Genomic DNA, 19,593 nt, shown 5'->3' on the forward strand with positions numbered 1-19,593 from the left:
ATGAATAAAAAAGCGTATTTTGGGGAGTTTGGAGGGAGTTTTGTTTCAGAATTGTTAGTGCCTGCATTAAGAGAGTTAGAACAGGCGTTTGATGCGTGTTTGAAAGATGAAAAATTCCAAAAAGAATATTTCCATCTTTTAAAAGATTTTGTGGGCCGTCCTAGCCCCTTAACCTTGTGTCAAAATATCGTTTCTAACCCTAAAGTTAAGCTTTATTTAAAACGAGAAGATTTAATCCATGGCGGGGCACACAAGACTAATCAGGCTTTAGGGCAAGCCCTTTTAGCGAAAAAAATGGGTAAAAAAAGGATTATTGCTGAAACAGGCGCTGGGCAGCATGGCGTGGCGACGGCTATTGCTTGCGCGTTGTTGGGTTTAAAATGCGTGATTTTTATGGGGGCTAAAGACATCAAGCGCCAGGAAATGAATGTTTTTAGAATGCGCTTATTAGGCGCTGAAGTCAGAGAGGTTCATTCAGGGAGCGCGACGCTTAAAGACGCTGTGAATGAAGCCTTAAGGGATTGGGCGAGCAGTTACAAGGACACGCATTATTTGCTAGGCACAGCCGCTGGGCCACACCCTTACCCCACGATGGTTAAAACCTTTCAAAAAATGATAGGTGATGAGGTTAAAAGCCAAATTTTAGAAAAAGAAAACCGCTTGCCTGATTATGTTATCGCATGCGTTGGAGGGGGGTCTAACGCTATAGGGATATTTAGTGCGTTTTTAAACGACAAAGAGGTTAAACTCATAGGCGTAGAGCCGGCGGGCTTAGGGCTAGAGACTAATAAACATGGGGCGACTTTGAATAAGGGGCGTGTGGGGATTTTGCATGGGAACAAAACCTATCTTTTACAAGATGATGAAGGCCAGATTACAGAAAGCCATAGCATTAGCGCCGGGCTTGATTATCCAGGGGTGGGGCCAGAACACAGCTATTTAAAAGAGAGTGGGCGCGCGGTTTATGAAAGCGCAAGCGATGCTGAAGCGCTAGAAGCCTTCAGGTTGTTATGCCAAAAAGAGGGCATTATCCCGGCATTAGAGAGTTCGCACGCCTTAGCGTATGCCTTAAAGCTCGCTCAAAAATGCGCACAAGAAAGTATCATCGTAGTGAATTTAAGCGGTCGGGGGGATAAGGATTTAAGCACCGTTTATAACGCTTTAAAAGGAGGTTTAAAATGAGGTATCAAAACATGTTTGAAACCTTAAAAAAACAAGACAAAATGGCGTTTATCCCGTTTGTAACCTTGGGCGATCCTAATTATGAATGGAGTTTTGAAATCATTAAAACCTTAATTATTAGTGGGGTGAGCGCTTTAGAATTGGGCTTTGCTTTCTCAGACCCTGTAGCGGATGGCGTTACCATACAAGCGAGCCATTTAAGGGCGTTAAAACACGCTAGCATGGCTAAAAATTTCCAGCTTTTAAAAAAGATTAGAGGCTACAACCATGATATTCCCATAGGGCTTTTAGCGTATGCGAATCTCATTTTTTCTTACGGCGTTGATGGCTTTTACGCTCAAATCAAAGAATGCGGCGTGGATAGCGTTTTAATAGCGGATATGCCCCTAATAGAAAAAGAATTAGTCCTAAAATCCGCTCAAAAATACCACATCAAACAAATCTTTATCGCCAGCCCTAATGCGAGTGATAAAGATTTAGAACAAGCCGCTATGCATTCGCAAGGCTATATCTACACTTTAGCCAGGAGTGGGGTTACAGGGATAAGCCATGCTCTAGAGAACGATGCAAGCGCGATCATCAAAACCCTAAAGACTTTTAGCCCCACCCCCGCCTTATTGGGCTTTGGCATTTCTCAAAAAGAACACATCACAAACGCTAAAGGCATGGGAGCTGATGGCGTGATTTGCGGCTCAGCGTTAGTCAAAATCATAGAAGAAAATTTGAATGATGAAAACGCCATGCTGGAAAAAATTAAAGGGTTTATAGGAGGAATGATTTTTTAAGGCTTTTAGGCTTTGTTGCGTTAAAAATTAAAGATCATAAATTAACAATCATCATTAGGTTTTATTGCATGCGCGTTATTATGGCGTCAGCATAGAAAATACCGCCATAAGCCTAACAACAATATAAAAGTAACCTTGTAGTGTGGTTGATAGCGGCTTAAAATCGCAGGTATTTTGATAATAAAAAAGGCTAATTTTTATACATACCAAGCCATAAGCGACTATGGTCTTTTTAGGGTGTTAGAAACCCCTTTTACTTTACCTAGTTTTAAAGGGGAGCAAATCTCGCTTTTTAGCCTGGATCTTAAAGCCCGATTCACTTCCAAAAACCTCAAATACCCCTTAAAAAACTTGCGTTTAAAAACGCTCTTTTCTGGTTCGCTCAATGAAGCTACAGATAATTTTTTTAGCCTTAGCTCTACACCTAAATCGGTAGTGTTGGTGTATCAAAAATTCTTATAAGCGGGTTTTGTTAGGCAAGTTTTTGTCTGTATATTGTGTCAAGTTAAGAAGCATTTAAGTGAGCAAGTAGAGAAAGATTGATTCAGTTTCGCTTTGCGTGGAGATGGTAGGTTTAGTGTTTTTAATGTGCATTGTGTGGCGGACACAATGATAGGAGTTTGTATCTTGTGTCTTTTTTATAAAACCACTACAAAGCGAACAAATCAACCCATCACTTATATCGGCTAAAATCCAAAGCAGTTTAGCATAAAAAATAACCAAGATCTAGCATGTCTAAAAAAACAATCCATCTAACTTAATCTTCAGCAGTTGGATTTCTTAAAATCATCAAACCAATTAGAAGTCTTAATAAAAATGTAAGGAATACCGCTCAATTAAAGGGTGGGATAAAAGCCAGTGCGAGTTTTGAGTTTATTTTGATTTTTTAAAAATGGGGTTTTTAGTTACTTTATTTTTGCAGTTTGGAGATTATCGCTTAACTAAGCTCTTTTATATTTTGATTACAGAAAACGCCTTTTAGCATTTTAAATTTTATCACCAATACTCAATAGGAGCAAAGTCAAAGCTTTTGAGTGCTTCTTTTAAAATAAGATCAAATCAAGGCGATAAACCACCAACCAAGACTAAATCTTGGCTAGCAGTTCATCAAATTTCATACAAATTCAATGGTGGCTAGAGTGGAAGCGTCCCCTCTTCTAAAAGTGGTGCGTTGGATCCTGGTGTATCCGCCATTCCTTTGCGCGTATTTGGGCGCGATTTCAGTTACAAGCTTGTGGGTGGCTTCTTTGTTTTGCAAATACGCAAAAACATGGCGGTGCGCATTAAAATCGCCCACACGAGCCGCTGTCGTTAATTTCTCAATGTAACTGCGCAACTCCTTAGCTTTATAAATCCCTGTTTCAATTTTGTTATGCTCAATCAAAGCGATCGCTAAATTCTTTAATAACGCCTTTCTGTGCGAGCTGGTTCTCCCAAGCTTGCGGTATCCGTGTTTGTGTCTCATCAGTCATTACCTCCTTTATCTTCTAATTTTTCTAATCTTTTCTTTAAACTCTCTCTTTGTTCAGGGCTTAATTCTGTGCCTACCGGATAGCCCAAATCATTCAATTTTTCAGCGATTTCATCATAGGATTTTTTACCCATGTTTTTCACGCCCTTAAGCTCTTCTTCGCTCATCAAAACCAATTCGCCCACATACTTGATGCCGATTTTATCCAAGCAATTAAAACACCTAGCGCTCAAATTCATGCTTTCAATCTTAGCGCTCAAGTCTTTAGCGTCATCTCTTTGAGCGTAATCGCCTGAATACTCCGTGTTAGCAATGGGCCTTTCACCAAAAACGTCCAGTTGCTTGCTCATCACTTTCACCGCTGATAAAAACGCTTTATAAGGGTCAATCTGCCCATCCGTTTCAATATCAAAAATGATTTTTTCATAGTTGGGATCGCCCTCAACCAAAACATTTTCAATCTCATAAACCACATTTTTAATCGGCGTGAAAGAGCCGTCTAGCGGCATGTAACCTTCAGGCATCAATTCCCTTGTGTTTTCGCTTGGGACATACCCCATTCCCTTATAAATGATGAGCGAAAAATTCAACTGAGCGTCTTCGTTGATCGTGGCTAGGGGCATTTCCGGATTGACGATTTCTATTTGCTCAGAATTCAAATCCCTAGCCCTAAGCTCCATAGGCCCTTTAAAAGAATAATCCACCACAACCGATTGGTTTTCTAAAGAGCTATCCTGCCCCACTAACGCCTTGGCTATAAAGCGGATATTCTTTAAATTCATGATAAAAAGCGACATATCTTCAGTAACCCCCCTTAAAGAGTCAAACTCATGATGCACACCTTCAATCTTTAAACCCACAGGAGCATACCCCACAGAGCTTAAAAGCAAGAGTCTTCTAATAGGGTGAGCGAGCGTAACAGCGTAACCAAACTCAAATGGAGCCAGAGAAATCTTAACCCGATTGCCCTCTTTCTCTAGCACCTTAATTTCTGATGGGATCAAAGGTGCTGTTTTGATAATTTTCATGCTCTAACCCCTTACTTAGAATACAATTCTACAATGAGTCTTTCTTCAATAGGGACAACCACTTCTTCTCTTTCAGGGTAGCGGGTGAAGATGCCGTATTTTTTATCTTTTTCCACATCAATCCATGGCACAATCCCTGTTTGAGCCGTCAATTCCATCGCGCGCACCACTTGAGGGTTGCTCTTGGTTTTTTCTTTGATCTCAATTTTTTGCCCTGAACGCACGAAATAAGAGGGAATATCCAAACGCTTGCCATCCACAAGCACATGCCCATGCGTTACCAATTGCCTAGCAGAGCTTCTAGTGGTCGCAAACCCCATGCGATAGACGACATTATCCAATCTTCTTTCAATCAAACGGATAAGGTTTTCACCCGTATTGCCGTCCAAGCGATTGGCTTCCACAAAAATACTCCTAAATTGCTTTTCAGAAATGCCATACATCATTTTAGCTTTTTGCTTTTCTTTCAATTGCAACCCGTAATCAGAAGTCTTAGCGCGCCTTTGCCCATGCTGGCCTGGTCCATAAGCCCTTTTATCTAGCGCACTCTTCCCGCTCAATCGCCTTTCACCTTTTAAGGCTAAAGAAACCCCAAAACGCCTTTCTAGTCTTTCTACTGCACCTCTATATCTTGCCATAAAGCCTCCTTACACTCTTCTTCTTTTAGGGGGTCTGCAACCATTATGAGGGAGCGGGGTGATGTCTTTAATCCAAAGCACTTTAACGCCCTCTGTCGCGCCCACGCTCTTAATAGCGGTCTCACGCCCACTGCCTGGCCCTTGAACCTTAATGCCCACTTCTTTAACGCCATGCTCTTTAGCCTTGCTTAGAGCGCTTTCTACAGCTTGTTGGGCCGCATAAGGGGTGGATTTTTTAGAGCCTTTAAACCCTAAACCGCCCGCTGTGCTCCAGCAAATCACATTACCCATTTCATCAGTGATAGTGATGTTGGTGTTGTTAAAGGTCGCTGAAATATAAACAACCCCTCTAGCAATATTTTTTTTGACTACTTTCTTTTTAGCCGTTACATTTCTCTTAGCCATTAAATCATCATCTCCTTATCCGCTACTTGCTACCCACGGTTTTTTTCTTACCCTTACGAGTCCTAGCGTTATTTTTAGTGGTTTGGCCTCTTACAGGAAGACCCTTACGATGCCTGATCCCACGATAATTCCCTAAGTCCATTAAAGATTTAATATCCATTTGAACTTTTTTACGCAAATCGCCCTCTACTAAGTAGCTTTGCTGGATTTTTTTAGCGATATTAGACACTTCATCTTCGCTCAATTCATGCACGCGCTTGTCAAAAGAAATGCCTACCGCTTCTAAAATCTCTCTGGAACTCTTAAGCCCAATCCCATAAATATAGGTAAGGGCATACTCCACTCTCTTCTTTTTTGGTAAATCCACACCAGCAATCCTTGCCATGCTTTATCCTTGTCTTTGTTTGTGTTTAGGGGTAGCGCAGATCACTCTAATAACGCCCCTTCTTTTAATGATTTTGCACTTATCGCACATCTTTTTCACTGATGGCCTGACTTTCATGATTTTTCTCCTTTGAAAAAATTAGGCACTACTAAAAACTTTTATACTAACATATTTTCATTGAAATAACCCTTAAATTATTTATATCTAAAAGTTATCCGACCTTTGTCTAAGCTATAGGGCGTAAGCTCTAGCTTGACCCTATCGCCTAAAGCAATCCTAATATAGTGCATGCGCATCTTTCCAGAAATACGGCACAACACCACATGCTTATTGTCCAACTCCACCTTAAAAGTGGCGTTAGGCAACGCCTCAATCACTTTCCCATCCACTTCTATAACATCATCTCTTGCCATTAACGCTCCGTAAGAATCACTGCTTTATTGCCAATTATGGCGATAGTATGCTCATGGTGGCTTGTGTTAAGCCCATCCACTGAAACCACGCTCCACTTATCCGCTAGTATTTTAGGCTCGCCTTGTTTTTGACACACCATAGGCTCTAAGCAAAACACCATGCCCTCTTTGATTTTAGGGCCACTATTAGGCTTAACGCCTTTTTCTAGGTAGTTGGGGATTTCTGGTTCTTCATGGGGTTTTTTACCAATGCCATGCCCGCAAAATCCTTTCAAAGGCACAAAGCCCCTTTCTACAATAGCGCTCTCTAAAATCTGACTCAACTCCTTAAAATGCATGCCCACTCTGATTGAATTAATGGCATGCATCAAGCTCTCTTTGGAGCAAGCGAGCAATTTTTCATCTTGCAAGCTTATTGCACCTATAGGAAGCGTGAGAGCCGAATCGCCATAATAGCCATCCACTTCCACCCCCAAATCCAAGCCTATAATATCCCCTTCTTGCAAAACATAATCCGTAGGAATGCCATGAATAACCACTTCATTTAAGGACATGCACACAGAGTTGGGGAATCCATACAGCCCCTTAAAAGCCGGCCTGGCATGAGAGGATTTGATAAAATCTTCAGCCATTTTATCCAGTTCTAAAAGTGAAACCCCAGGCCTTACTTCTCGCTCTAAAAGGGCTAACGCTTGAGCGGTCAATTCCCCGGCTTTTCTTAGAGCTTTGATTTCTTTTGGGCTTTTAATAGAGATTGCCATTAAAAGCCTACCGCGCTTAAAGTTTTATACTTGCTCATATAAATTTGCGCTTCAATCTTTTTCATGGTATCAATAGCGACCTGAACCACAATCAGCACCGCCGTGCCTCCAAAGTAAAAAGGCACGCCCATAGCCTTAACCAAAATCCAAGGCACGGTAGAAATGAGCGCTAAATACAATGAACCCCACAAAGTGAGCTTACTCGCTACAGAATTTAAAAACGATGAAGTCCCCTCTCCAGGCCTAAGCCCTGGAATATACCCGCCATTACGCCTCAAATTATCCGCAATATCCTTAGAATTGAACACGATAGAAGAATAAAAGTAAGCAAAAAAGATAATGAGCAAGAACATCAAAATATTATACGCATACCCTTGCGGGCTTAAAAAATCTGCAATCGCTTGCAAGGCTTTGTTGCTTGTGGCTTGTTGCAAAATCGTAGAAGGGAACACGAGCAAAGCTGAAGCGAAAATAGGGGGGATCACCCCGCTTAAATTCAACTTAATAGGAATGTAATTCATGATGCGCTTGTTTTGGTTTTGCATCACCACTTTACGCGCATAAGAAATAGGGATTCTGCGCTCGGCTAATTCCACATAGATGATCGCAAAAATAGTCGCTAAAACAATCAGCACAATACCGATGAGCATTAAGATATTGATCACGCCCGTATTGACCAAATTGAATGTGCCTGAAATAGCTGATGGGATCCCTGAAACAATCCCGGCAAAAATAATGAGACTGATCCCATTCCCCACGCCCCTTTGCGTGATTTGCTCCCCTATCCACATGAGTAGCATCGTCCCTGTAAGCATAGAAAACGCTGAAACGATCATAAAGACTTGCATATCAATCATGATCGCTCCATTCGCACCACCGCTAATACTCCTTAAACCCACTGAAACGCTCACCGCTTGGATTAGAGTGATTAAAATGGTCAAATAGCGCACGATTTGCATGTATTTTTGCATGCCGTCTCGCTCTTTTTTCATTTTAGCCAGGTTGGGGAAAGTCGCGCTCAAAAGCTCCATGATAATGGAAGAAGTGATATAGGGCATGATACCCAAAGAGATGATGCTCAAGCGAGAAACCGCATTCCCGCTAAACATGTTAAACAACCCCAAAGCGTTGTTGGAGTTGCTGTCAAAAAAAGCCTTGATCGCTGCTAAATCTACGCCAGGAATGGGGATATAAGCTAAGACTCTGTAGAGAAATAAAAAACCCAAAGTGATGAGTATCTTACTAGCAATGGCTTTATTCATAACTTATTCCTCTTAAATCAAGCTGATACAATAGGGGCATTATTTCTGCCCGCTTGTTTTGATTCTCTCATCTTTAATTTTAGAAGCCAAGTTTTTAGCGTCTTTACCGATCAATTTCACGCCCTCAATATAAAGGGGGAAATGGTGCAAAGCGCGCAAGCTTGAAAAAGTAATCTCTTCTAAATTTTTAATCGCTTCATTCTTTTCTACATTGATAGAATAGATATGAGAATCTTTAGTCCTAAAACCTATTTTAGGCAAACGGCGTTGTAAGGGTTGTTGCCCTCCTTCAAAGCCTCTTTTAGCCTTATAGCCTGTCCTTGCAGTTTGGCCTTTACCGCCCCTTGTGGCAGTTTTTCCCATGCCGCTTCCTTGACCACGGCCCACTCGTTTGATTTTCTTAACGCTACCTTTAGCCGGTTTTAAATTTTCTAATCCCATTATCATATCTCCTTTTTAACTACGCCTTGATTTTCGCTAAAGCGTCAAAAGTCGCGCGCACCACATTATAGGGGTTGTTGGAGCCTAAAGATTTGGTTAGAATATCCTTAATGCCTGCTAATTCCACGATAGGGCGCGTTGAACCCCCAGCAATCACTCCCGTTCCCTCACTTGCCGGTTTGAGCAAAATACGGCTTGCGTTGTATTTATGCTCAATATCATGAGCGATAGTCGTGCCTTTAATCGTTACATGAATGAGGTTTTTAAACGCATCATCTACCGCTTTTTTAATCGCATCAGGGACTTCCTTAGCCTTGCCCAAACCAAAGCCTACAAGCCCATTTTTATTGCCAACAACCACTAAAGCGTTAAAACGAAACCGCCTACCGCCCTTAACCACTTTGGTTACACGGCCAATATTCACAACGACTTCTTGAAACTCTTCTCTGTTAATCTCTTCCATACCTTTCCTTTCTGTCATAGAGCGATCCCGTTCTCTCTCAAGCTTTCAGCAAACGCTGCCACCACGCCATGATAGAGGTAACCATTCCTATCATAAACCGCTCGCTCAATCCCTGCTTTTTTCAATTCTTCAGCAAAGAGAGCGCCTAATTTTTTAGCGTCTTCTTGCGTGTTTTTAAAGCCCATTTTCCTGCCGTCAATATGCGTTATGGTGCTTTGTTTAATATCATCAATCGCTTGCGCATAGAAATAGCGATTCGAACGAAAAACGCTCACCCTAGGTCTTAATTTATCGCCCAAGAGTTTGCTTTTAATCCTTAATTTTCGGCGATCTCTTAAGGCTTTCTTTTTATACAATGCTTTTGCGTTCATCACTCCACCTTATTTATTTTTTAGCTGTTTTACCAGCTTTTCTAATAATGACTTCATCGCTGTATTTCACGCCCTTGCCCTTGTATGGCTCTGGGGGTCTGAAGCTCCTGATTTCAGCGGCGACTTGCCCTACTTTTTGCTTATCGCTCCCTTTGATTGTGATCGTGTTTTTTTCCACCACCATTTCAATCCCCGCTGGAATGGGGTATTTCACCGGGTGGCTAAAACCCAAACTCAAATCCAAAGTTTTATTGCCCAAAGCCACCTTATAGCCCACGCCATTGACTTCTAAAGTCTTACTGAAACCGGCACTTAAGCCTGTTACAATGTTGTTGGCTAACGCCCCATAAGTTCCCCAATAAGCCCTAGACTGCGCGTCTTCGCCCACAGGTTGGAAGCTCAATTGGTTGTTTTCAAGCGTGATTTTCACTCGGTTGTGAGTTTCTAACTCATGCTTTTCTTTGCTGTTTTTAAAAAGAAGCTTACTCCCTTCCACGCTCGCTTGCACAGAGCTTGGGATTTCAATGATTCTTTTTCCGATTCTTGACATTTTTAATCCTTTACCAAATGCTACAAAGCACTTCGCCACCGACATTTTGTCTGTAAGCTTCTTCGTTGGTGATCACCCCCTTAGAAGTGCTTACCACAATCACGCCATAGCCATTTTTAAAGCGCTTCAACTCGTTTTTTTGCTTATACACACGACGACCGGGTTTGCTTAGGCGCTTCACTTCGCTGATTTTTGAATGCCCTTTTTCATCATAAGCCAACTGCACATAAACCGATTGTTTCTTGTCTTTATCTTTGATATTGAAATCTTTAATGAAACCCTTTTCTTTAAAAATCTCTAAGATAGAAACCACGATTTTTGCGTAATAAAGTTGCGTGAATTCTAAGCGGCGCATAGAAGCGTTTCTCAAACGAGTTAATGAATCTGCAATTATATCATTTACCATATCTTGTCCTTACCAACTGGCTTTTCTCAAGCCTGGGATGAGTCCCTCACTGCCCATTTTTCTAAGGCACACCCTACAAAGTCCAAAATCCCTATAAACCGAATGAGGTCTCCCACAAATGCGGCATCTGGTATAAGCCCTTACTTGAAATTTTGGTTTCCTTTGAGCCTTTGCGATCATTGATTTTTTAGCCATATTAACCCCTTATCTCACTTTTGCAAAAGGCAATCCAAGCAATTCTAACAACTTGAACGCTTCTTTATCGTTGTCCGTAGAAGTTACCATAGTGATGTTCATGCCATGACTGACCATAATATCATCATAAACCACTTCCGGGAAAATCAACTGCTCATTGATCCCAAAGGTGTAATTCCCACGCCCATCAAAACCATTTCGTGAAATCCCTCTAAAGTCTTTCACTCTGGGTAACGAAATCACAATCAGCTTTTCTAAGAAATTATACATGCGTTTATTCCTTAAGGTAACTTTCGCCCCTACCGCCATGCCTTCTCTGATCTTAAAGCCTGCAACGGATTTTTTCGCTTTAGTGATAACCGCTTTTTGCCCTGCAATCAAAGAAATCGTTTGCGCGATATTTTGCATGATTTTCATGTCTTTTGCATGAGCCCCAGCGCCCACGCTGATAACGATTTTTTCTAGCTTGGGTAAAAGCATGGGGTTTTTGATGTCTAATTCTTGAGCGAGTTTTATTCTCACTTCATTTTGATAAAATTGTTTCAAACCAAACATGTATCCAACTCCTTAGGCTTTCTTCACATTGGAAATGTGCATGGGCTTTTCTTTATGGATAAAGCCCCCTTTAGGGTTATCATCAGTAGGTTTAATCGCTTTTTTCACCACTTTACACCCTTCAACAACCACTTGAGAAGTCTTAGGCAACACCGCTAAAACCTTAGCGACCTTGCCCTTATCGTCTCCTGCAATGACTTTCACCATGTCATTTTTTTTGATTTCGCTTTTCATTATACAACCTCCGGCGCTAGAGAAATAATTTTCATGAAATTAGCGTAACGCACTTCTCGGCTCACTGGCCCAAAAATCCTTGTGCCAACAGGATCTTTTTTAGCGTCCAAAATCACTGCTGCATTGTCATCAAAACGCACCAAAGAACCATTTTTCCTTTGGATTTCTTTTTTCGTTCTCACCACAACGGCTTTGACGACTTGACCGCGTTTCACTTTGCCATTAGGGATAGCTTTTTTCACGGAAGCCACGATCACGCTACCCACGCTCGCATAGCGTTTGTGGCTGCCTCCTAACACCTTAATGCACATGATTTCTTTAGCGCCGCTATTGTCAGCGACATTCAATCTTGTAAAACTCTGTATCATGCTCATACTCCCACTACTAAAATTTCTTTAAGCGTGAAAGACTTGGTTTTAGAAAGCGGTCTGCACTCAATCGCGCTCACAAAATCCCCTACTTTCACCTGATTGTTTTCATCATGGATGGTGTATTTTTTAAACTTTTTAACAATCTTTCTGTATTTTTCATGCACCACTTTTCTTTCTACAAGAATCACAGCGCTTTTTTCAGCAAACTTGCTGATAACCTTGCCTTGCACCAGCCTTTTATGCGGCTCTTTCGTATTCATTGCTTACCCTTTTTTACTCAACGCTAGAAGAATAATGTGCATTAATAGCCGTGTTAATGCGAGCGATATTTCTTCTAGCTTTCTTAATCTCGTTAGGATTACTCAATTGCATAGCCTTTAATTTAACGCGCAACTCAAAAAGCTCCGCCTTTTTAGCATGCAACAACTCTTCTAATTCCTTGATACTCTTATCTTTCAATTCAGTATATTTCATTTTCGCTCTCACAAGTTACAATTTTGGTTTTAAAAGGAAGTTTGCTCTGAGCTAGTGCTAAAGCTTCTCTCGCTAGTCCTTCTTCAATGCCTAGCATTTCATAAACGATTCTGCCCGGCTTGATATTCATCACCCATTTTTCCACAGAGCCTTTACCTTTACCCATCCTGGTTTCTAAAGGCTTAGCGGTCAAAGGCTTATCAGGGAATACTCTAATCCACACCTTACCCGCTCTTTTAATGTGCCTTGTCATAGCCACCCTTGCGGATTCAATCTGGCGTGAATCAATCCTCCCATGCTCTATGGCTTTAATCGCAATATCCCCAAACGCAATAGAGTTACCACGATGGGCTTTCCCACGATTGCGCCCTTTCATTTGCTTTCTGTATTTTGTTCTTTTTGGCATTAACATGATTATTGCCTCCCTCTTCTGCTTCTTCTAGGCTCTCTTTCTTCTTTAGCCTCTTCTTTTTTCTCAAATTGGATGCCTTTTTGCAAAACTTCCCCTTTGAAAATCCACACTTTCACGCCAATAATACCATATACCGTCATCGCTTCAGCAAAGCCGTAATCAATCTTAGCCCTTAAGGTGTGTAAAGGCACGCGCCCTTCCATATACCATTCGGTGCGAGCGATTTCAGCCCCTGCTAAACGGCCAGAAACGCGCACCTTGATCCCTTTAGCACCAGATTTTAACGCCGCTTGCATGACTTTTTTCATCGCGCGGCGGAAAGCGACCCTTTTTTCTAGCTGGGTGGCTACATTTTCTGCGGCTAATTGGGCGTCAGCTTGGGGGCGTTTGACTTCTTTAATATTAATGGAGACTTCTTTTTTGATGAGCGTTTTTAGGCCTTCTTTGACTTTTTCAATATCCACGCCTTTTTTACCAATGATAAGCCCTGGGCGAGCCGCTACGACCGTAACGCGCAGTTTTTTAGCCGCTCTTTCAATCACAATCTCGCTCACGCCAGCATAATAAAGCTCTTTTTTAAGGAATTTCCTAATTTTATTGTCTTCATCAATATTGCTTGGAGCGGTGCGAGCGCTAGGGAACCATCTGGAAGTCCAATTCCTATTAATACCTAATCTCAAACCTACCGGATTAACTTTTTGTCCCATGCCCTACTTACCTTCTGCTTGATTTTTTTTATGGCTTTTAGAAGATTTCATTTCTTTCCCTTCTGCTACTTCTACGAATACATGAGATGTTGGCTTTCTAATGGCTGTGGCTCTGCCTTTAGCCCTTGGAATGGAGCGCCTAAGCACAGGGCCAGCATCCACTCTGCAAGAAACAATCAGAGCGCTCTTGGCGTCTAAAGAGCTGTTAGCGACCGCAGAAGCCACCACTTTTGAAAGCACTCTGGCCGCTTTATTGGGCGTAAATTCCAAACTAGCGATCGCTAATTCAGCGTTCATGCCTTGAATCTGTCTTGCAATCAATCTGGCTTTAGTAGGAGATAACCGCACAAATCTTAATAACGCTTTACTCATTCTACCCCCTTACTTGCCAATCTTTTTTTGGACACTGCCTTTGTGCCCTTTAAAAGTTCTTGTAGGAGCAAATTCCCCTAACTTATAACCCACATGGTTTTCTGTGATATACACAGGGACAAAAACCCTGCCATTATGCACATTATAAGTAAAACCAATCATTTCAGGCAAAATGGTGCTTCTTCTAGACCATGTTTTAATCGGGCGGTTATCCTTGCCCTCTTTTGCCTTGAGCGTTTTTTTCATCAAGTGGTCGTCTATAAAAGGACCCTTTTTAATTGACCTAGACATTCTTTAACCCTTTATTTATGTTTCTTTCTGGAAATGATGAGCTTGTCGCTAGCTTTTTTCTTTCTAGTTTTATAGCCCTTAGCTGGAGTGCCCCAAGGCGATACAGGATGACCGCTTGTCCCTGTTTTACCCTCACCCCCACCATGCGGGTGATCCACTGGGTTCATAGCGCTCCCACGAGTTTGTGGGCGAATGCCTCTGTGGCGGTTACGCCCTGCCTTACCGATAGAGACATTGATAAAATCCTCATTCCCTACCACGCCAACACTCGCCATGCATTCGCTTAAAATGTAGCGCATTTCAGAGCTTGGCATCCTAATAATGGTGTATTTATTTTCCCTACCCATAATTTGAGCACTCATTCCCGCGCTTCTGGCTAATTGCCCACCAGCTCCTGGATGCATTTCAATGTTATGCACCACCGTTCCTATAGGGATATTTTTTAACTTCATCGCAAAGCCCACTTTAATATCCAAACCGCCTTCAGCAGCGATAACGCTATCGCCCACTTTCAAACCGCTTGGCTGTAAAATATAGCGTTTGTCCCCATCAGGATAGACCACAAGAGCGATGCGCGCGTTTCTGTAAGGATCATACTCAATCGCAGCCACTTTCCCTTCAATGTTGTATTTGTTGCGCTTGAAATCAATAATGCGATAGAGTTTTTTAGCCCCTCTCTCTTTGTGGCGGCTGGTGATGCGCCCGTTATTGTTTCTCCCTGCTGTTGCTTTAAGCTTAGTGAGTAAGCCTTTGACACTGCTTTTTGCAGTAATGTCTTTAGAGTCCAACACCGACATGAAGCGTCTGCTTGGGGTGTAGGGCTTATAAGTTTTAATCGCCATAACGCTTTCTCCTTATCTACGCGCCAAGGGCGGCAATGCTAGCGCCCTCTGGAACTTTCACATAAAATTTCTTAAACGACTTTCTTTGTCCAAGCTTCCCTCTAAAGCGTTTCACCTTACCTTCTTGTTTCAAAGAATTGATTTTCAAAGGCTCAAAACCAAAGTAAGTTTTAAACACTTCTTTGAGCTGGTTTTTGGTTACATTTTGAGCCGTTTGGACCACTAAAACACCTTTTTCTTGCAATCCTAATGACTTTTCAGTGTAAAGAATTGACTTTATATCCATGATGTCTGCCATTTTTTACTCCTCTGTCTTATCTTGCACCACATGCTGAAACGCTGCTTCTTCCATCACGACAGAGCTAAACGCCGCTAAAAGATAAGCGTTCAACTCGCTCACATCAATAATAAGGCATTTTTTAAGGTTACTAAAGGCTAACTCGGTGCATTCGTCCATGTTCATGCACACAAACAAAGTGTCTCGTTGCTCTAAAGCCTGGAACATTTGGTTGGCTTCTTTAGTCAAATGCTTTCTTTTGTTGTCTTCAACCACGCCTTTTATAGCGATTTTTTCCACCACAAAAAGCTTGTTCGCTTGCGCTTTTTCTTCTAAAGCGTATTCTAAAGCCAGGCGTTTTTGTTTTTTGTTGATTTTAAGGTCGTAATTGCGCTTATTCGTAGCCCCATGAGAGACACCCCCACCCACAAACACAGGCGAAGTGATGCTCCCTGCTCTGGCTCTTCCGCCCCCTTTTTGCGCCCAAGGCTTCCTGCCGCCCCCGCTCACTTCAGCGCGGTTTTTACTTTTAGCGGTATTAGCGCGCGCAGAAGATAAATAATGTTTCACATAAAGATAGAGGTTATGGCTGTTGATGCCCTCATATCTTTTAGGTAACTCCACGCTACCCTTTTCTTTCAAATGGCTGTCTAAAACGATGGCCTTACTCATATCAAACCCTTTATATTATATTCAATGTATGGTTTTATACCGCTCTAATGCGTCCATAAGCCCCAGAAAAGCCGGCCACTGAACCCTTTAGCACTAACACCATACTTTCTTTATCAAAAGAGAGCACCTCGTTTTGGCAAGTAACTAGCTCATTGCCATAATGCCCTGCCATTTTCCTACCCTTTTGCACTCTTCCTGGCCATTCTCTGTTACCAATAGAACCAGGGCGGCGATGGAAACGGCTCCCATGCGCTGCAGGCCCGCCTTGGAAATTCCAACGCTTCATCACCCCCGCAAAGCCTCTCCCCTTCGTTTTAAAGCTCGCTTTAACCCTTTTAAGCGTTTCTAAAGCGCTCAAATCCAAATCGCCCAACTCTTTTTGTTGGGAAGCTTTTAAGGTAGCGAAATGGTTGAACTCTTTGCTGAGCTGGTATTTCTTTTGCTGGCCTTCAATCGCCTTATTGTGTTTTTTATGCATCGCATAGGCCACTAAAGCTTTCCCGTTTTCTAGCTGGCACACTTTCGCTTGCAAGACTTTAAGCAAGGTTACAGGCGTGCTGTTAGCGTCAATGGTGCGACTCATGCCTATCTTTTGAACTAAAAATTCCATATCTAACCCTTATTTTATTATCTCAATGCGTTAGGACTACTTCGTTTCCATAGAAGTTACTTCTACATCCACTTCAGGAGCCAAATCCAACTTCATCAAGCTATCCACGGTTTCTGGGGTGGCCGAGATAATATCAATCAACCGGCTATAAACCCTAATCTCAAACTGCTCTCTTGAATCCTTATTGACATGCGGGGAGCGTAAAACGGTGTAACGCTTATTCTTAGTCGGTAAAGGGATAGGCCCTCTAATTTCAGAACCTGAACGCTTTACGGCTTCCACGATAGCCACAACAGAGCGATCCAACACTCTATGGTCATAAGCTTTGAGCTTCAACCTGATTTTTTCCATAAACTCTCCTAAAAGAACTCGTTTCATTCGTTACTTAAAAACAGAATAAAACAATAAAATAAAAACTGAAATACTACTCAAAATGCGCCATTTAGTCAATAACTTTTGCTATTTTTAGGGCTTTTTAGGGATTTTTACTTCCTTTTTATAAGGAAATATAAAAAAACGCGCTACGATTATCTTAATCCAATCCCATTTGAAAGGAAGTTCATGCCCCTTTCTTGCTTGCACCCTTTTGGGCCTTTTGAAACCCCTAAAGAGCCGGCTTTGAACAACCCGCTTTCAAACCCGCCTTCAAGCGATAAAATCTGTCTTTTAGGGCCGATGAAATCCGGTAAAACCACTTTCGCCCTCAAACTAGCGAAGGATTTTAAAAACCCTGTGTATCTCAACTACAACGACATGCGTTTGAACCAAAACATTCTAAGCTCATGGCTTTTAAAATGGCATTTGGAAAAGAAAATGGATTTGCTCATTTTAGACAATATAGAGCGGTTGGATTTCAGCCTGCCCAAGCTTCCCAAAATTATTCTTATCCCTAATTATTTAAGCCCCATAACAGCGCCCAATTTTAGCTTATGCTATGCGTTAGGGTTGAGTTTTAAAGAATATATTAGCTTTTTCAAACCCAACACCCCTAAAAACACCCTGTTTAACCGCTTTTTAAGAGACGGCAACGCTTTAGATTCGCTTTTTACAGAAAACGAGCAAGAAAAAATCCTAAAAAAACAAGAAAATATCAAACTAGCCTTTCAAACTTACGCCCCCTTAATGGCTAAAATCTGCTCGTATCAATCTAAATTTGTGAGCGCTTTTTATCTTTATACGCAATTCAAAAAAGAGCTTAAAACTTCTAAAGACACCCTTTATAAATTTTTACACGCGCTAGAAAAACAACGCATCCTTTTTTTAGTCCCCAGTTTTGAAAACCATAAAACCAAATTGTATCTGTGCGATTTTGCCCTACCTTATAGCCTAACTCCCAGCCCCTCGCTTTTAAATGTTTTTGAAAACATGGTTTTTTTAGAGCTTTACAAGCAATTCCCCAGCCATGAGCTTTACTCCCATGACAACGGGATTTTTATTTTGCATAAAAATTCTACCAACAAGCTCGCCCTCATCGCCCACGCTTTCCCCACGCCCCATTTTTTAGAAAAACAGCTTTTATGGTGCCATGAGCATGGGTTTTTTAATATCGTGGTGGTTTCTATCAACGCCCCTATTTCAGCCCATAATCCCCCCTACAAACACCTCAATTTCATTGATTTTTCTTTGGATATTCAATCTATTTTGGTATAATAGTTATTATGTATTTATGTATTTAATATTATTACTCACATTTTTAAATTATTATTGCATATTTTTATTTTTTCTTAAGCTAACCCACTATAAGCTATCCCAGTATTTCGCTTTTTTGAGAAATACCACCTACCCTAAAAGCGTAGGGCGTTTTTAATATTCTTTTATAGAAAGGAGTCTATAATGAACGCATTGAAAAAATTAAGTTTCTGCGCCTTGCTATCCCTAGGCCTCTTCGCTCAAACAGCGCATGCTAAGAGTTTGAAAGACACGATTAACTATCCTGATTGGCTTAAAATCAATCTTTTTGACGACAAGAACCCGCCCAATCAATATGTCGGATCGGCTTCAATTTTTGGTAAAAGGAACGATTTTTATTCCAACTATATCCCCTATGATGACCAATTGCCCCCTGAAAAGAACGCTGAAAAAGTGGCTTTTTTAAGGGCTAAAATGAACGCTTATAGCGCTTTAGAGGTTCTCTTAGTGACCAAGAAAGTGCGAGAACGCATTTATAAGGAGTTTCAAGATAAAGACCAATCCATCAACAATCTGTTTGGAGTGGTTGATTTGTTAGTGTCTAAATCCATTTTAGCCAAAAGGTTCGTGGATACCATCAACCATCGTGTGTATGTCATGGTGCAATTCCCTTTCATTCAGCCTGAAGACTTAATCGCTTACTTTAAAGCCAAACGCATCAGTCTTTCTTCAACGAGCGCTACCCATCTCAGCGCCGTTTTAAATAAGGCGTTGTTCCACCTCTAAGAGTTTGGGATTTAAGATGCGGTTTTTAAGCGTGAAGCTATACCGATGAAAAGGCGTAGCCCCTAGCTTAATGATCGCTTCTATATGCTGCTTAGTCCCATACCCGCAATTCTTATCCCAGCCGTATTCCTTAAACAAAGCGTGCAATTCTAGCATTTCTCTGTCCTTAAAAGCTTTCGCTAAAACAGACGCCATAGCGATTTGAGCGATTGTTTCATCGCCCTTGATGATGGTTTGTATATTGGGGTAGCGTTTGTTCAAGCCAAACGCCGTGTTGCCATCTATTTTTATTTCATTAGCTAAAGGGCAGCCATTTTCTACAATTTCTTGAATAGCGAGTTTCAAACACGCTCCCAATCCCAAATGATCAATTTCATTCGCGCTTTTTTTAATCACGAAAAACTTCACCTCACCATGCGTTTTGATTTTATCTTCTAGGAAAAAGCGCTTTTTGGGGCTGAGCTTCTTGCTGTCTTTTAAACCCATTTTTAGAAATTCTAAGGCTGTTTTTTCACTGCACGCCACCCCAGCCACAAAAAGCGACCCGGCCAAACACCCCCTACCCGCTTCATCAATGCCTAAAACCATTGATACGCAACCCAACC

34 protein-coding genes and 1 pseudogene are annotated in these 19,593 nt (G+C 41.6%); 5 read left to right on the forward strand and 30 right to left on the reverse strand.

Translation table 11 applies throughout. The annotated features are described in order from the left end of the window. The 3 genes and pseudogenes from trpB to I6852_RS02635 all read left to right on the forward strand — a co-directional run. On the forward strand, window positions 1-1,182 hold the full coding sequence (trpB, locus tag I6852_RS02625) for a tryptophan synthase subunit beta (RefSeq protein ID WP_197291587.1): 1,182 nt from the start codon (window positions 1-3) through the stop codon (window positions 1,180-1,182). Continuing rightward, entirely contained in the window at window positions 1,179-1,967 is a 789-nt protein-coding gene (trpA, locus tag I6852_RS02630; RefSeq protein ID WP_197291586.1) for a tryptophan synthase subunit alpha, read from the forward strand. The genes trpB and trpA overlap by 4 nt, the downstream gene beginning before the upstream one ends. Before the next feature lie 207 nt (window positions 1,968-2,174). Continuing rightward, a pseudogene (locus I6852_RS02635) lies at window positions 2,175-2,429 on the forward strand (hypothetical protein); the annotation flags it as partial. Window positions 2,430-3,081: 652 nt separating this feature from the next. On the opposite strand, the gene rplQ reads toward I6852_RS02635, so the two are convergent. The 29 genes from rplQ to rpsJ form a co-directional block, all read right to left on the reverse strand. Then, on the reverse strand, window positions 3,082-3,432 hold the full coding sequence (rplQ, locus tag I6852_RS02640; protein WP_001216119.1) for a 50S ribosomal protein L17: 351 nt from the start codon (window positions 3,430-3,432) through the stop codon (window positions 3,082-3,084). Further along, window positions 3,432-4,466, reverse strand: a complete 1,035-nt coding sequence (locus tag I6852_RS02645; protein ID WP_197291585.1) for a DNA-directed RNA polymerase subunit alpha — start codon at window positions 4,464-4,466, stop codon at window positions 3,432-3,434. The genes rplQ and I6852_RS02645 overlap by 1 nt, the downstream gene beginning before the upstream one ends. A gap of 11 nt (window positions 4,467-4,477) precedes the next feature. Continuing rightward, window positions 4,478-5,104, reverse strand: coding sequence for a 30S ribosomal protein S4 (gene rpsD / locus I6852_RS02650; protein WP_000135247.1), 627 nt, complete (start codon window positions 5,102-5,104; stop codon window positions 4,478-4,480). A gap of 9 nt (window positions 5,105-5,113) precedes the next feature. After that, window positions 5,114-5,509, reverse strand: a complete 396-nt coding sequence (gene rpsK / locus I6852_RS02655) for a 30S ribosomal protein S11 (RefSeq protein ID WP_001129289.1) — start codon at window positions 5,507-5,509, stop codon at window positions 5,114-5,116. Between the two features lie 22 nt (window positions 5,510-5,531). After that, on the reverse strand, window positions 5,532-5,894 hold the full coding sequence (gene rpsM / locus I6852_RS02660; RefSeq protein ID WP_064437988.1) for a 30S ribosomal protein S13: 363 nt from the start codon (window positions 5,892-5,894) through the stop codon (window positions 5,532-5,534). A gap of 3 nt (window positions 5,895-5,897) precedes the next feature. After that, window positions 5,898-6,011: a 50S ribosomal protein L36 gene (rpmJ, locus tag I6852_RS02665; protein ID WP_000868339.1), complete on the reverse strand. Its 114-nt coding sequence runs from the start codon at window positions 6,009-6,011 to the stop codon at window positions 5,898-5,900. 77 nt (window positions 6,012-6,088) lie between these two features. After that, window positions 6,089-6,307, reverse strand: a complete 219-nt coding sequence (gene infA / locus I6852_RS02670) for a translation initiation factor IF-1 (RefSeq protein WP_000090248.1) — start codon at window positions 6,305-6,307, stop codon at window positions 6,089-6,091. Next, the gene (map, locus tag I6852_RS02675) at window positions 6,307-7,068 is read right to left on the reverse strand and encodes a type I methionyl aminopeptidase (protein WP_001018117.1); all 762 of its coding nucleotides are present in this window, start codon (window positions 7,066-7,068) and stop codon (window positions 6,307-6,309) included. Before map ends, infA begins: the two co-directional genes overlap by 1 nt. Beyond that, window positions 7,068-8,330, reverse strand: a complete 1,263-nt coding sequence (gene secY, locus I6852_RS02680; protein WP_197291584.1) for a preprotein translocase subunit SecY — start codon at window positions 8,328-8,330, stop codon at window positions 7,068-7,070. Before secY ends, map begins: the two co-directional genes overlap by 1 nt. A gap of 39 nt (window positions 8,331-8,369) precedes the next feature. Next, entirely contained in the window at window positions 8,370-8,771 is a 402-nt protein-coding gene (gene rplO, locus I6852_RS02685; RefSeq protein WP_000522167.1) for a 50S ribosomal protein L15, read from the reverse strand. A 19-nt stretch (window positions 8,772-8,790) separates the two neighbouring features. Continuing rightward, window positions 8,791-9,234 carry a 30S ribosomal protein S5 gene (gene rpsE, locus I6852_RS02690; RefSeq protein ID WP_001860543.1) on the reverse strand — a complete coding sequence of 148 codons (444 nt, stop codon included), beginning with the start codon at window positions 9,232-9,234 and terminating at the stop codon, window positions 8,791-8,793. A 14-nt stretch (window positions 9,235-9,248) separates the two neighbouring features. Further along, on the reverse strand, window positions 9,249-9,605 hold the full coding sequence (rplR, locus tag I6852_RS02695) for a 50S ribosomal protein L18 (RefSeq protein WP_000991859.1): 357 nt from the start codon (window positions 9,603-9,605) through the stop codon (window positions 9,249-9,251). A gap of 13 nt (window positions 9,606-9,618) precedes the next feature. After that, a complete protein-coding gene (rplF, locus tag I6852_RS02700; protein ID WP_000086600.1) occupies window positions 9,619-10,155 on the reverse strand; it encodes a 50S ribosomal protein L6 in 537 nt (178 codons plus the stop codon). 10 nt (window positions 10,156-10,165) lie between these two features. Then, a complete protein-coding gene (gene rpsH, locus I6852_RS02705; RefSeq protein ID WP_000245802.1) occupies window positions 10,166-10,561 on the reverse strand; it encodes a 30S ribosomal protein S8 in 396 nt (131 codons plus the stop codon). A gap of 9 nt (window positions 10,562-10,570) precedes the next feature. Further along, complete coding sequence (locus tag I6852_RS02710; RefSeq protein ID WP_001085694.1) at window positions 10,571-10,756, reverse strand: type Z 30S ribosomal protein S14; 186 nt, start codon at window positions 10,754-10,756, stop codon at window positions 10,571-10,573. Between the two features lie 9 nt (window positions 10,757-10,765). After that, window positions 10,766-11,311 carry a 50S ribosomal protein L5 gene (rplE, locus tag I6852_RS02715; protein ID WP_000467384.1) on the reverse strand — a complete coding sequence of 182 codons (546 nt, stop codon included), beginning with the start codon at window positions 11,309-11,311 and terminating at the stop codon, window positions 10,766-10,768. Between the two features lie 12 nt (window positions 11,312-11,323). Next, window positions 11,324-11,545, reverse strand: coding sequence for a 50S ribosomal protein L24 (gene rplX, locus I6852_RS02720; protein WP_000834238.1), 222 nt, complete (start codon window positions 11,543-11,545; stop codon window positions 11,324-11,326). Continuing rightward, on the reverse strand, window positions 11,545-11,913 hold the full coding sequence (rplN, locus tag I6852_RS02725; RefSeq protein WP_000616110.1) for a 50S ribosomal protein L14: 369 nt from the start codon (window positions 11,911-11,913) through the stop codon (window positions 11,545-11,547). Before rplN ends, rplX begins: the two co-directional genes overlap by 1 nt. Window positions 11,914-11,915: 2 nt before the next feature. Beyond that, window positions 11,916-12,176, reverse strand: a complete 261-nt coding sequence (rpsQ, locus tag I6852_RS02730; protein WP_001092746.1) for a 30S ribosomal protein S17 — start codon at window positions 12,174-12,176, stop codon at window positions 11,916-11,918. Between the two features lie 13 nt (window positions 12,177-12,189). Continuing rightward, window positions 12,190-12,390, reverse strand: coding sequence for a 50S ribosomal protein L29 (gene rpmC / locus I6852_RS02735; protein ID WP_000877884.1), 201 nt, complete (start codon window positions 12,388-12,390; stop codon window positions 12,190-12,192). Further along, the gene (gene rplP, locus I6852_RS02740; RefSeq protein ID WP_000928961.1) at window positions 12,377-12,802 is read right to left on the reverse strand and encodes a 50S ribosomal protein L16; all 426 of its coding nucleotides are present in this window, start codon (window positions 12,800-12,802) and stop codon (window positions 12,377-12,379) included. The genes rpmC and rplP overlap by 14 nt, the downstream gene beginning before the upstream one ends. 2 nt (window positions 12,803-12,804) lie before the next feature. Further along, on the reverse strand, window positions 12,805-13,509 hold the full coding sequence (rpsC, locus tag I6852_RS02745; protein ID WP_000529972.1) for a 30S ribosomal protein S3: 705 nt from the start codon (window positions 13,507-13,509) through the stop codon (window positions 12,805-12,807). A gap of 3 nt (window positions 13,510-13,512) precedes the next feature. Further along, on the reverse strand, window positions 13,513-13,881 hold the full coding sequence (rplV, locus tag I6852_RS02750) for a 50S ribosomal protein L22 (RefSeq protein WP_078267405.1): 369 nt from the start codon (window positions 13,879-13,881) through the stop codon (window positions 13,513-13,515). A 9-nt stretch (window positions 13,882-13,890) separates the two neighbouring features. Continuing rightward, window positions 13,891-14,172, reverse strand: a complete 282-nt coding sequence (rpsS, locus tag I6852_RS02755) for a 30S ribosomal protein S19 (RefSeq protein WP_000091385.1) — start codon at window positions 14,170-14,172, stop codon at window positions 13,891-13,893. Between the two features lie 11 nt (window positions 14,173-14,183). Beyond that, window positions 14,184-15,014: a 50S ribosomal protein L2 gene (gene rplB, locus I6852_RS02760; RefSeq protein WP_000985807.1), complete on the reverse strand. Its 831-nt coding sequence runs from the start codon at window positions 15,012-15,014 to the stop codon at window positions 14,184-14,186. Window positions 15,015-15,030: 16 nt separating this feature from the next. Beyond that, the gene (locus tag I6852_RS02765; RefSeq protein ID WP_000763613.1) at window positions 15,031-15,312 is read right to left on the reverse strand and encodes a 50S ribosomal protein L23; all 282 of its coding nucleotides are present in this window, start codon (window positions 15,310-15,312) and stop codon (window positions 15,031-15,033) included. Window positions 15,313-15,315: 3 nt separating this feature from the next. Beyond that, window positions 15,316-15,963 carry a 50S ribosomal protein L4 gene (gene rplD / locus I6852_RS02770; RefSeq protein ID WP_197291583.1) on the reverse strand — a complete coding sequence of 216 codons (648 nt, stop codon included), beginning with the start codon at window positions 15,961-15,963 and terminating at the stop codon, window positions 15,316-15,318. Window positions 15,964-15,997: 34 nt separating this feature from the next. Further along, the gene (rplC, locus tag I6852_RS02775; RefSeq protein WP_000395313.1) at window positions 15,998-16,573 is read right to left on the reverse strand and encodes a 50S ribosomal protein L3; all 576 of its coding nucleotides are present in this window, start codon (window positions 16,571-16,573) and stop codon (window positions 15,998-16,000) included. A gap of 36 nt (window positions 16,574-16,609) precedes the next feature. Beyond that, a complete protein-coding gene (gene rpsJ, locus I6852_RS02780) occupies window positions 16,610-16,924 on the reverse strand; it encodes a 30S ribosomal protein S10 (RefSeq protein ID WP_000411561.1) in 315 nt (104 codons plus the stop codon). A 267-nt stretch (window positions 16,925-17,191) separates the two neighbouring features. On the opposite strand from rpsJ, the gene I6852_RS02785 reads away from it, so the two are divergent. After that, window positions 17,192-18,223, forward strand: coding sequence for an ATP-binding protein (locus tag I6852_RS02785; RefSeq protein WP_331458751.1), 1,032 nt, complete (start codon window positions 17,192-17,194; stop codon window positions 18,221-18,223). A 183-nt stretch (window positions 18,224-18,406) separates the two neighbouring features. Continuing rightward, on the forward strand, window positions 18,407-18,988 hold the full coding sequence (locus I6852_RS02790; RefSeq protein WP_197291581.1) for a hypothetical protein: 582 nt from the start codon (window positions 18,407-18,409) through the stop codon (window positions 18,986-18,988). On the opposite strand, the gene I6852_RS02795 is transcribed toward I6852_RS02790, so the two are convergent. Then, window positions 18,962-19,576: a ribonuclease HII gene (locus I6852_RS02795; RefSeq protein ID WP_197291580.1), complete on the reverse strand. Its 615-nt coding sequence runs from the start codon at window positions 19,574-19,576 to the stop codon at window positions 18,962-18,964. The genes I6852_RS02790 and I6852_RS02795 overlap by 27 nt on opposite strands. Between the last annotated feature and the right edge of the window lie 17 nt (window positions 19,577-19,593).

It is taken from the genome of Helicobacter pylori, assembly GCF_015904775.1.
Lineage (GTDB): Bacteria > Campylobacterota > Campylobacteria > Campylobacterales > Helicobacteraceae > Helicobacter > Helicobacter pylori_DM.

Coding starts and splice junctions, on each gene's coding strand:
- rpmJ (WP_000868339.1), bottom strand. CDS start 6,011: ATGAAAGTCAGGCCATCAGTGAAAAAGATGTGCGATAAGTGCAAAATC.
- rplF (WP_000086600.1), bottom strand. CDS start 10,155: ATGTCAAGAATCGGAAAAAGAATCATTGAAATCCCAAGCTCTGTGCAA.
- rpsC (WP_000529972.1), bottom strand. CDS start 13,509: ATGGGACAAAAAGTTAATCCGGTAGGTTTGAGATTAGGTATTAATAGG.
- I6852_RS02795 (WP_197291580.1), bottom strand. CDS start 19,576: ATGGTTTTAGGCATTGATGAAGCGGGTAGGGGGTGTTTGGCCGGGTCG.
- rpsQ (WP_001092746.1), bottom strand. CDS start 12,176: ATGAATACGAAAGAGCCGCATAAAAGGCTGGTGCAAGGCAAGGTTATC.
- rplB (WP_000985807.1), bottom strand. CDS start 15,014: ATGGCGATTAAAACTTATAAGCCCTACACCCCAAGCAGACGCTTCATG.
- rpsE (WP_001860543.1), bottom strand. CDS start 9,234: ATGGAAGAGATTAACAGAGAAGAGTTTCAAGAAGTCGTTGTGAATATT.
- rpsH (WP_000245802.1), bottom strand. CDS start 10,561: ATGGTAAATGATATAATTGCAGATTCATTAACTCGTTTGAGAAACGCT.
- rpsJ (WP_000411561.1), bottom strand. CDS start 16,924: ATGGAAAAAATCAGGTTGAAGCTCAAAGCTTATGACCATAGAGTGTTG.
- rplC (WP_000395313.1), bottom strand. CDS start 16,573: ATGGAATTTTTAGTTCAAAAGATAGGCATGAGTCGCACCATTGACGCT.
- rplV (WP_078267405.1), bottom strand. CDS start 13,881: ATGAGTAAAGCGTTATTAAGATTTGTGCGGTTATCTCCTACTAAAGCC.
- rpsD (WP_000135247.1), bottom strand. CDS start 5,104: ATGGCAAGATATAGAGGTGCAGTAGAAAGACTAGAAAGGCGTTTTGGG.
- rplQ (WP_001216119.1), bottom strand. CDS start 3,432: ATGAGACACAAACACGGATACCGCAAGCTTGGGAGAACCAGCTCGCAC.
- rplP (WP_000928961.1), bottom strand. CDS start 12,802: ATGTTAATGCCAAAAAGAACAAAATACAGAAAGCAAATGAAAGGGCGC.
- rplX (WP_000834238.1), bottom strand. CDS start 11,545: ATGAAAAGCGAAATCAAAAAAAATGACATGGTGAAAGTCATTGCAGGA.
- rpsM (WP_064437988.1), bottom strand. CDS start 5,894: ATGGCAAGGATTGCTGGTGTGGATTTACCAAAAAAGAAGAGAGTGGAG.
- I6852_RS02645 (WP_197291585.1), bottom strand. CDS start 4,466: ATGAAAATTATCAAAACAGCACCTTTGATCCCATCAGAAATTAAGGTG.
- rplE (WP_000467384.1), bottom strand. CDS start 11,311: ATGTTTGGTTTGAAACAATTTTATCAAAATGAAGTGAGAATAAAACTC.
- map (WP_001018117.1), bottom strand. CDS start 7,068: ATGGCAATCTCTATTAAAAGCCCAAAAGAAATCAAAGCTCTAAGAAAA.
- rplD (WP_197291583.1), bottom strand. CDS start 15,963: ATGAGTAAGGCCATCGTTTTAGACAGCCATTTGAAAGAAAAGGGTAGC.
- secY (WP_197291584.1), bottom strand. CDS start 8,330: ATGAATAAAGCCATTGCTAGTAAGATACTCATCACTTTGGGTTTTTTA.
- trpA (WP_197291586.1), top strand. CDS start 1,179: ATGAGGTATCAAAACATGTTTGAAACCTTAAAAAAACAAGACAAAATG.
- I6852_RS02710 (WP_001085694.1), bottom strand. CDS start 10,756: ATGGCTAAAAAATCAATGATCGCAAAGGCTCAAAGGAAACCAAAATTT.
- I6852_RS02790 (WP_197291581.1), top strand. CDS start 18,407: ATGAACGCATTGAAAAAATTAAGTTTCTGCGCCTTGCTATCCCTAGGC.
- rpmC (WP_000877884.1), bottom strand. CDS start 12,390: ATGAAATATACTGAATTGAAAGATAAGAGTATCAAGGAATTAGAAGAG.
- infA (WP_000090248.1), bottom strand. CDS start 6,307: ATGGCAAGAGATGATGTTATAGAAGTGGATGGGAAAGTGATTGAGGCG.
- rplR (WP_000991859.1), bottom strand. CDS start 9,605: ATGAACGCAAAAGCATTGTATAAAAAGAAAGCCTTAAGAGATCGCCGA.
- rplN (WP_000616110.1), bottom strand. CDS start 11,913: ATGATACAGAGTTTTACAAGATTGAATGTCGCTGACAATAGCGGCGCT.
- I6852_RS02765 (WP_000763613.1), bottom strand. CDS start 15,312: ATGGCAGACATCATGGATATAAAGTCAATTCTTTACACTGAAAAGTCA.
- trpB (WP_197291587.1), top strand. CDS start 1: ATGAATAAAAAAGCGTATTTTGGGGAGTTTGGAGGGAGTTTTGTTTCA.
- rplO (WP_000522167.1), bottom strand. CDS start 8,771: ATGGGATTAGAAAATTTAAAACCGGCTAAAGGTAGCGTTAAGAAAATC.
- rpsS (WP_000091385.1), bottom strand. CDS start 14,172: ATGTCTAGGTCAATTAAAAAGGGTCCTTTTATAGACGACCACTTGATG.
- rpsK (WP_001129289.1), bottom strand. CDS start 5,509: ATGGCTAAGAGAAATGTAACGGCTAAAAAGAAAGTAGTCAAAAAAAAT.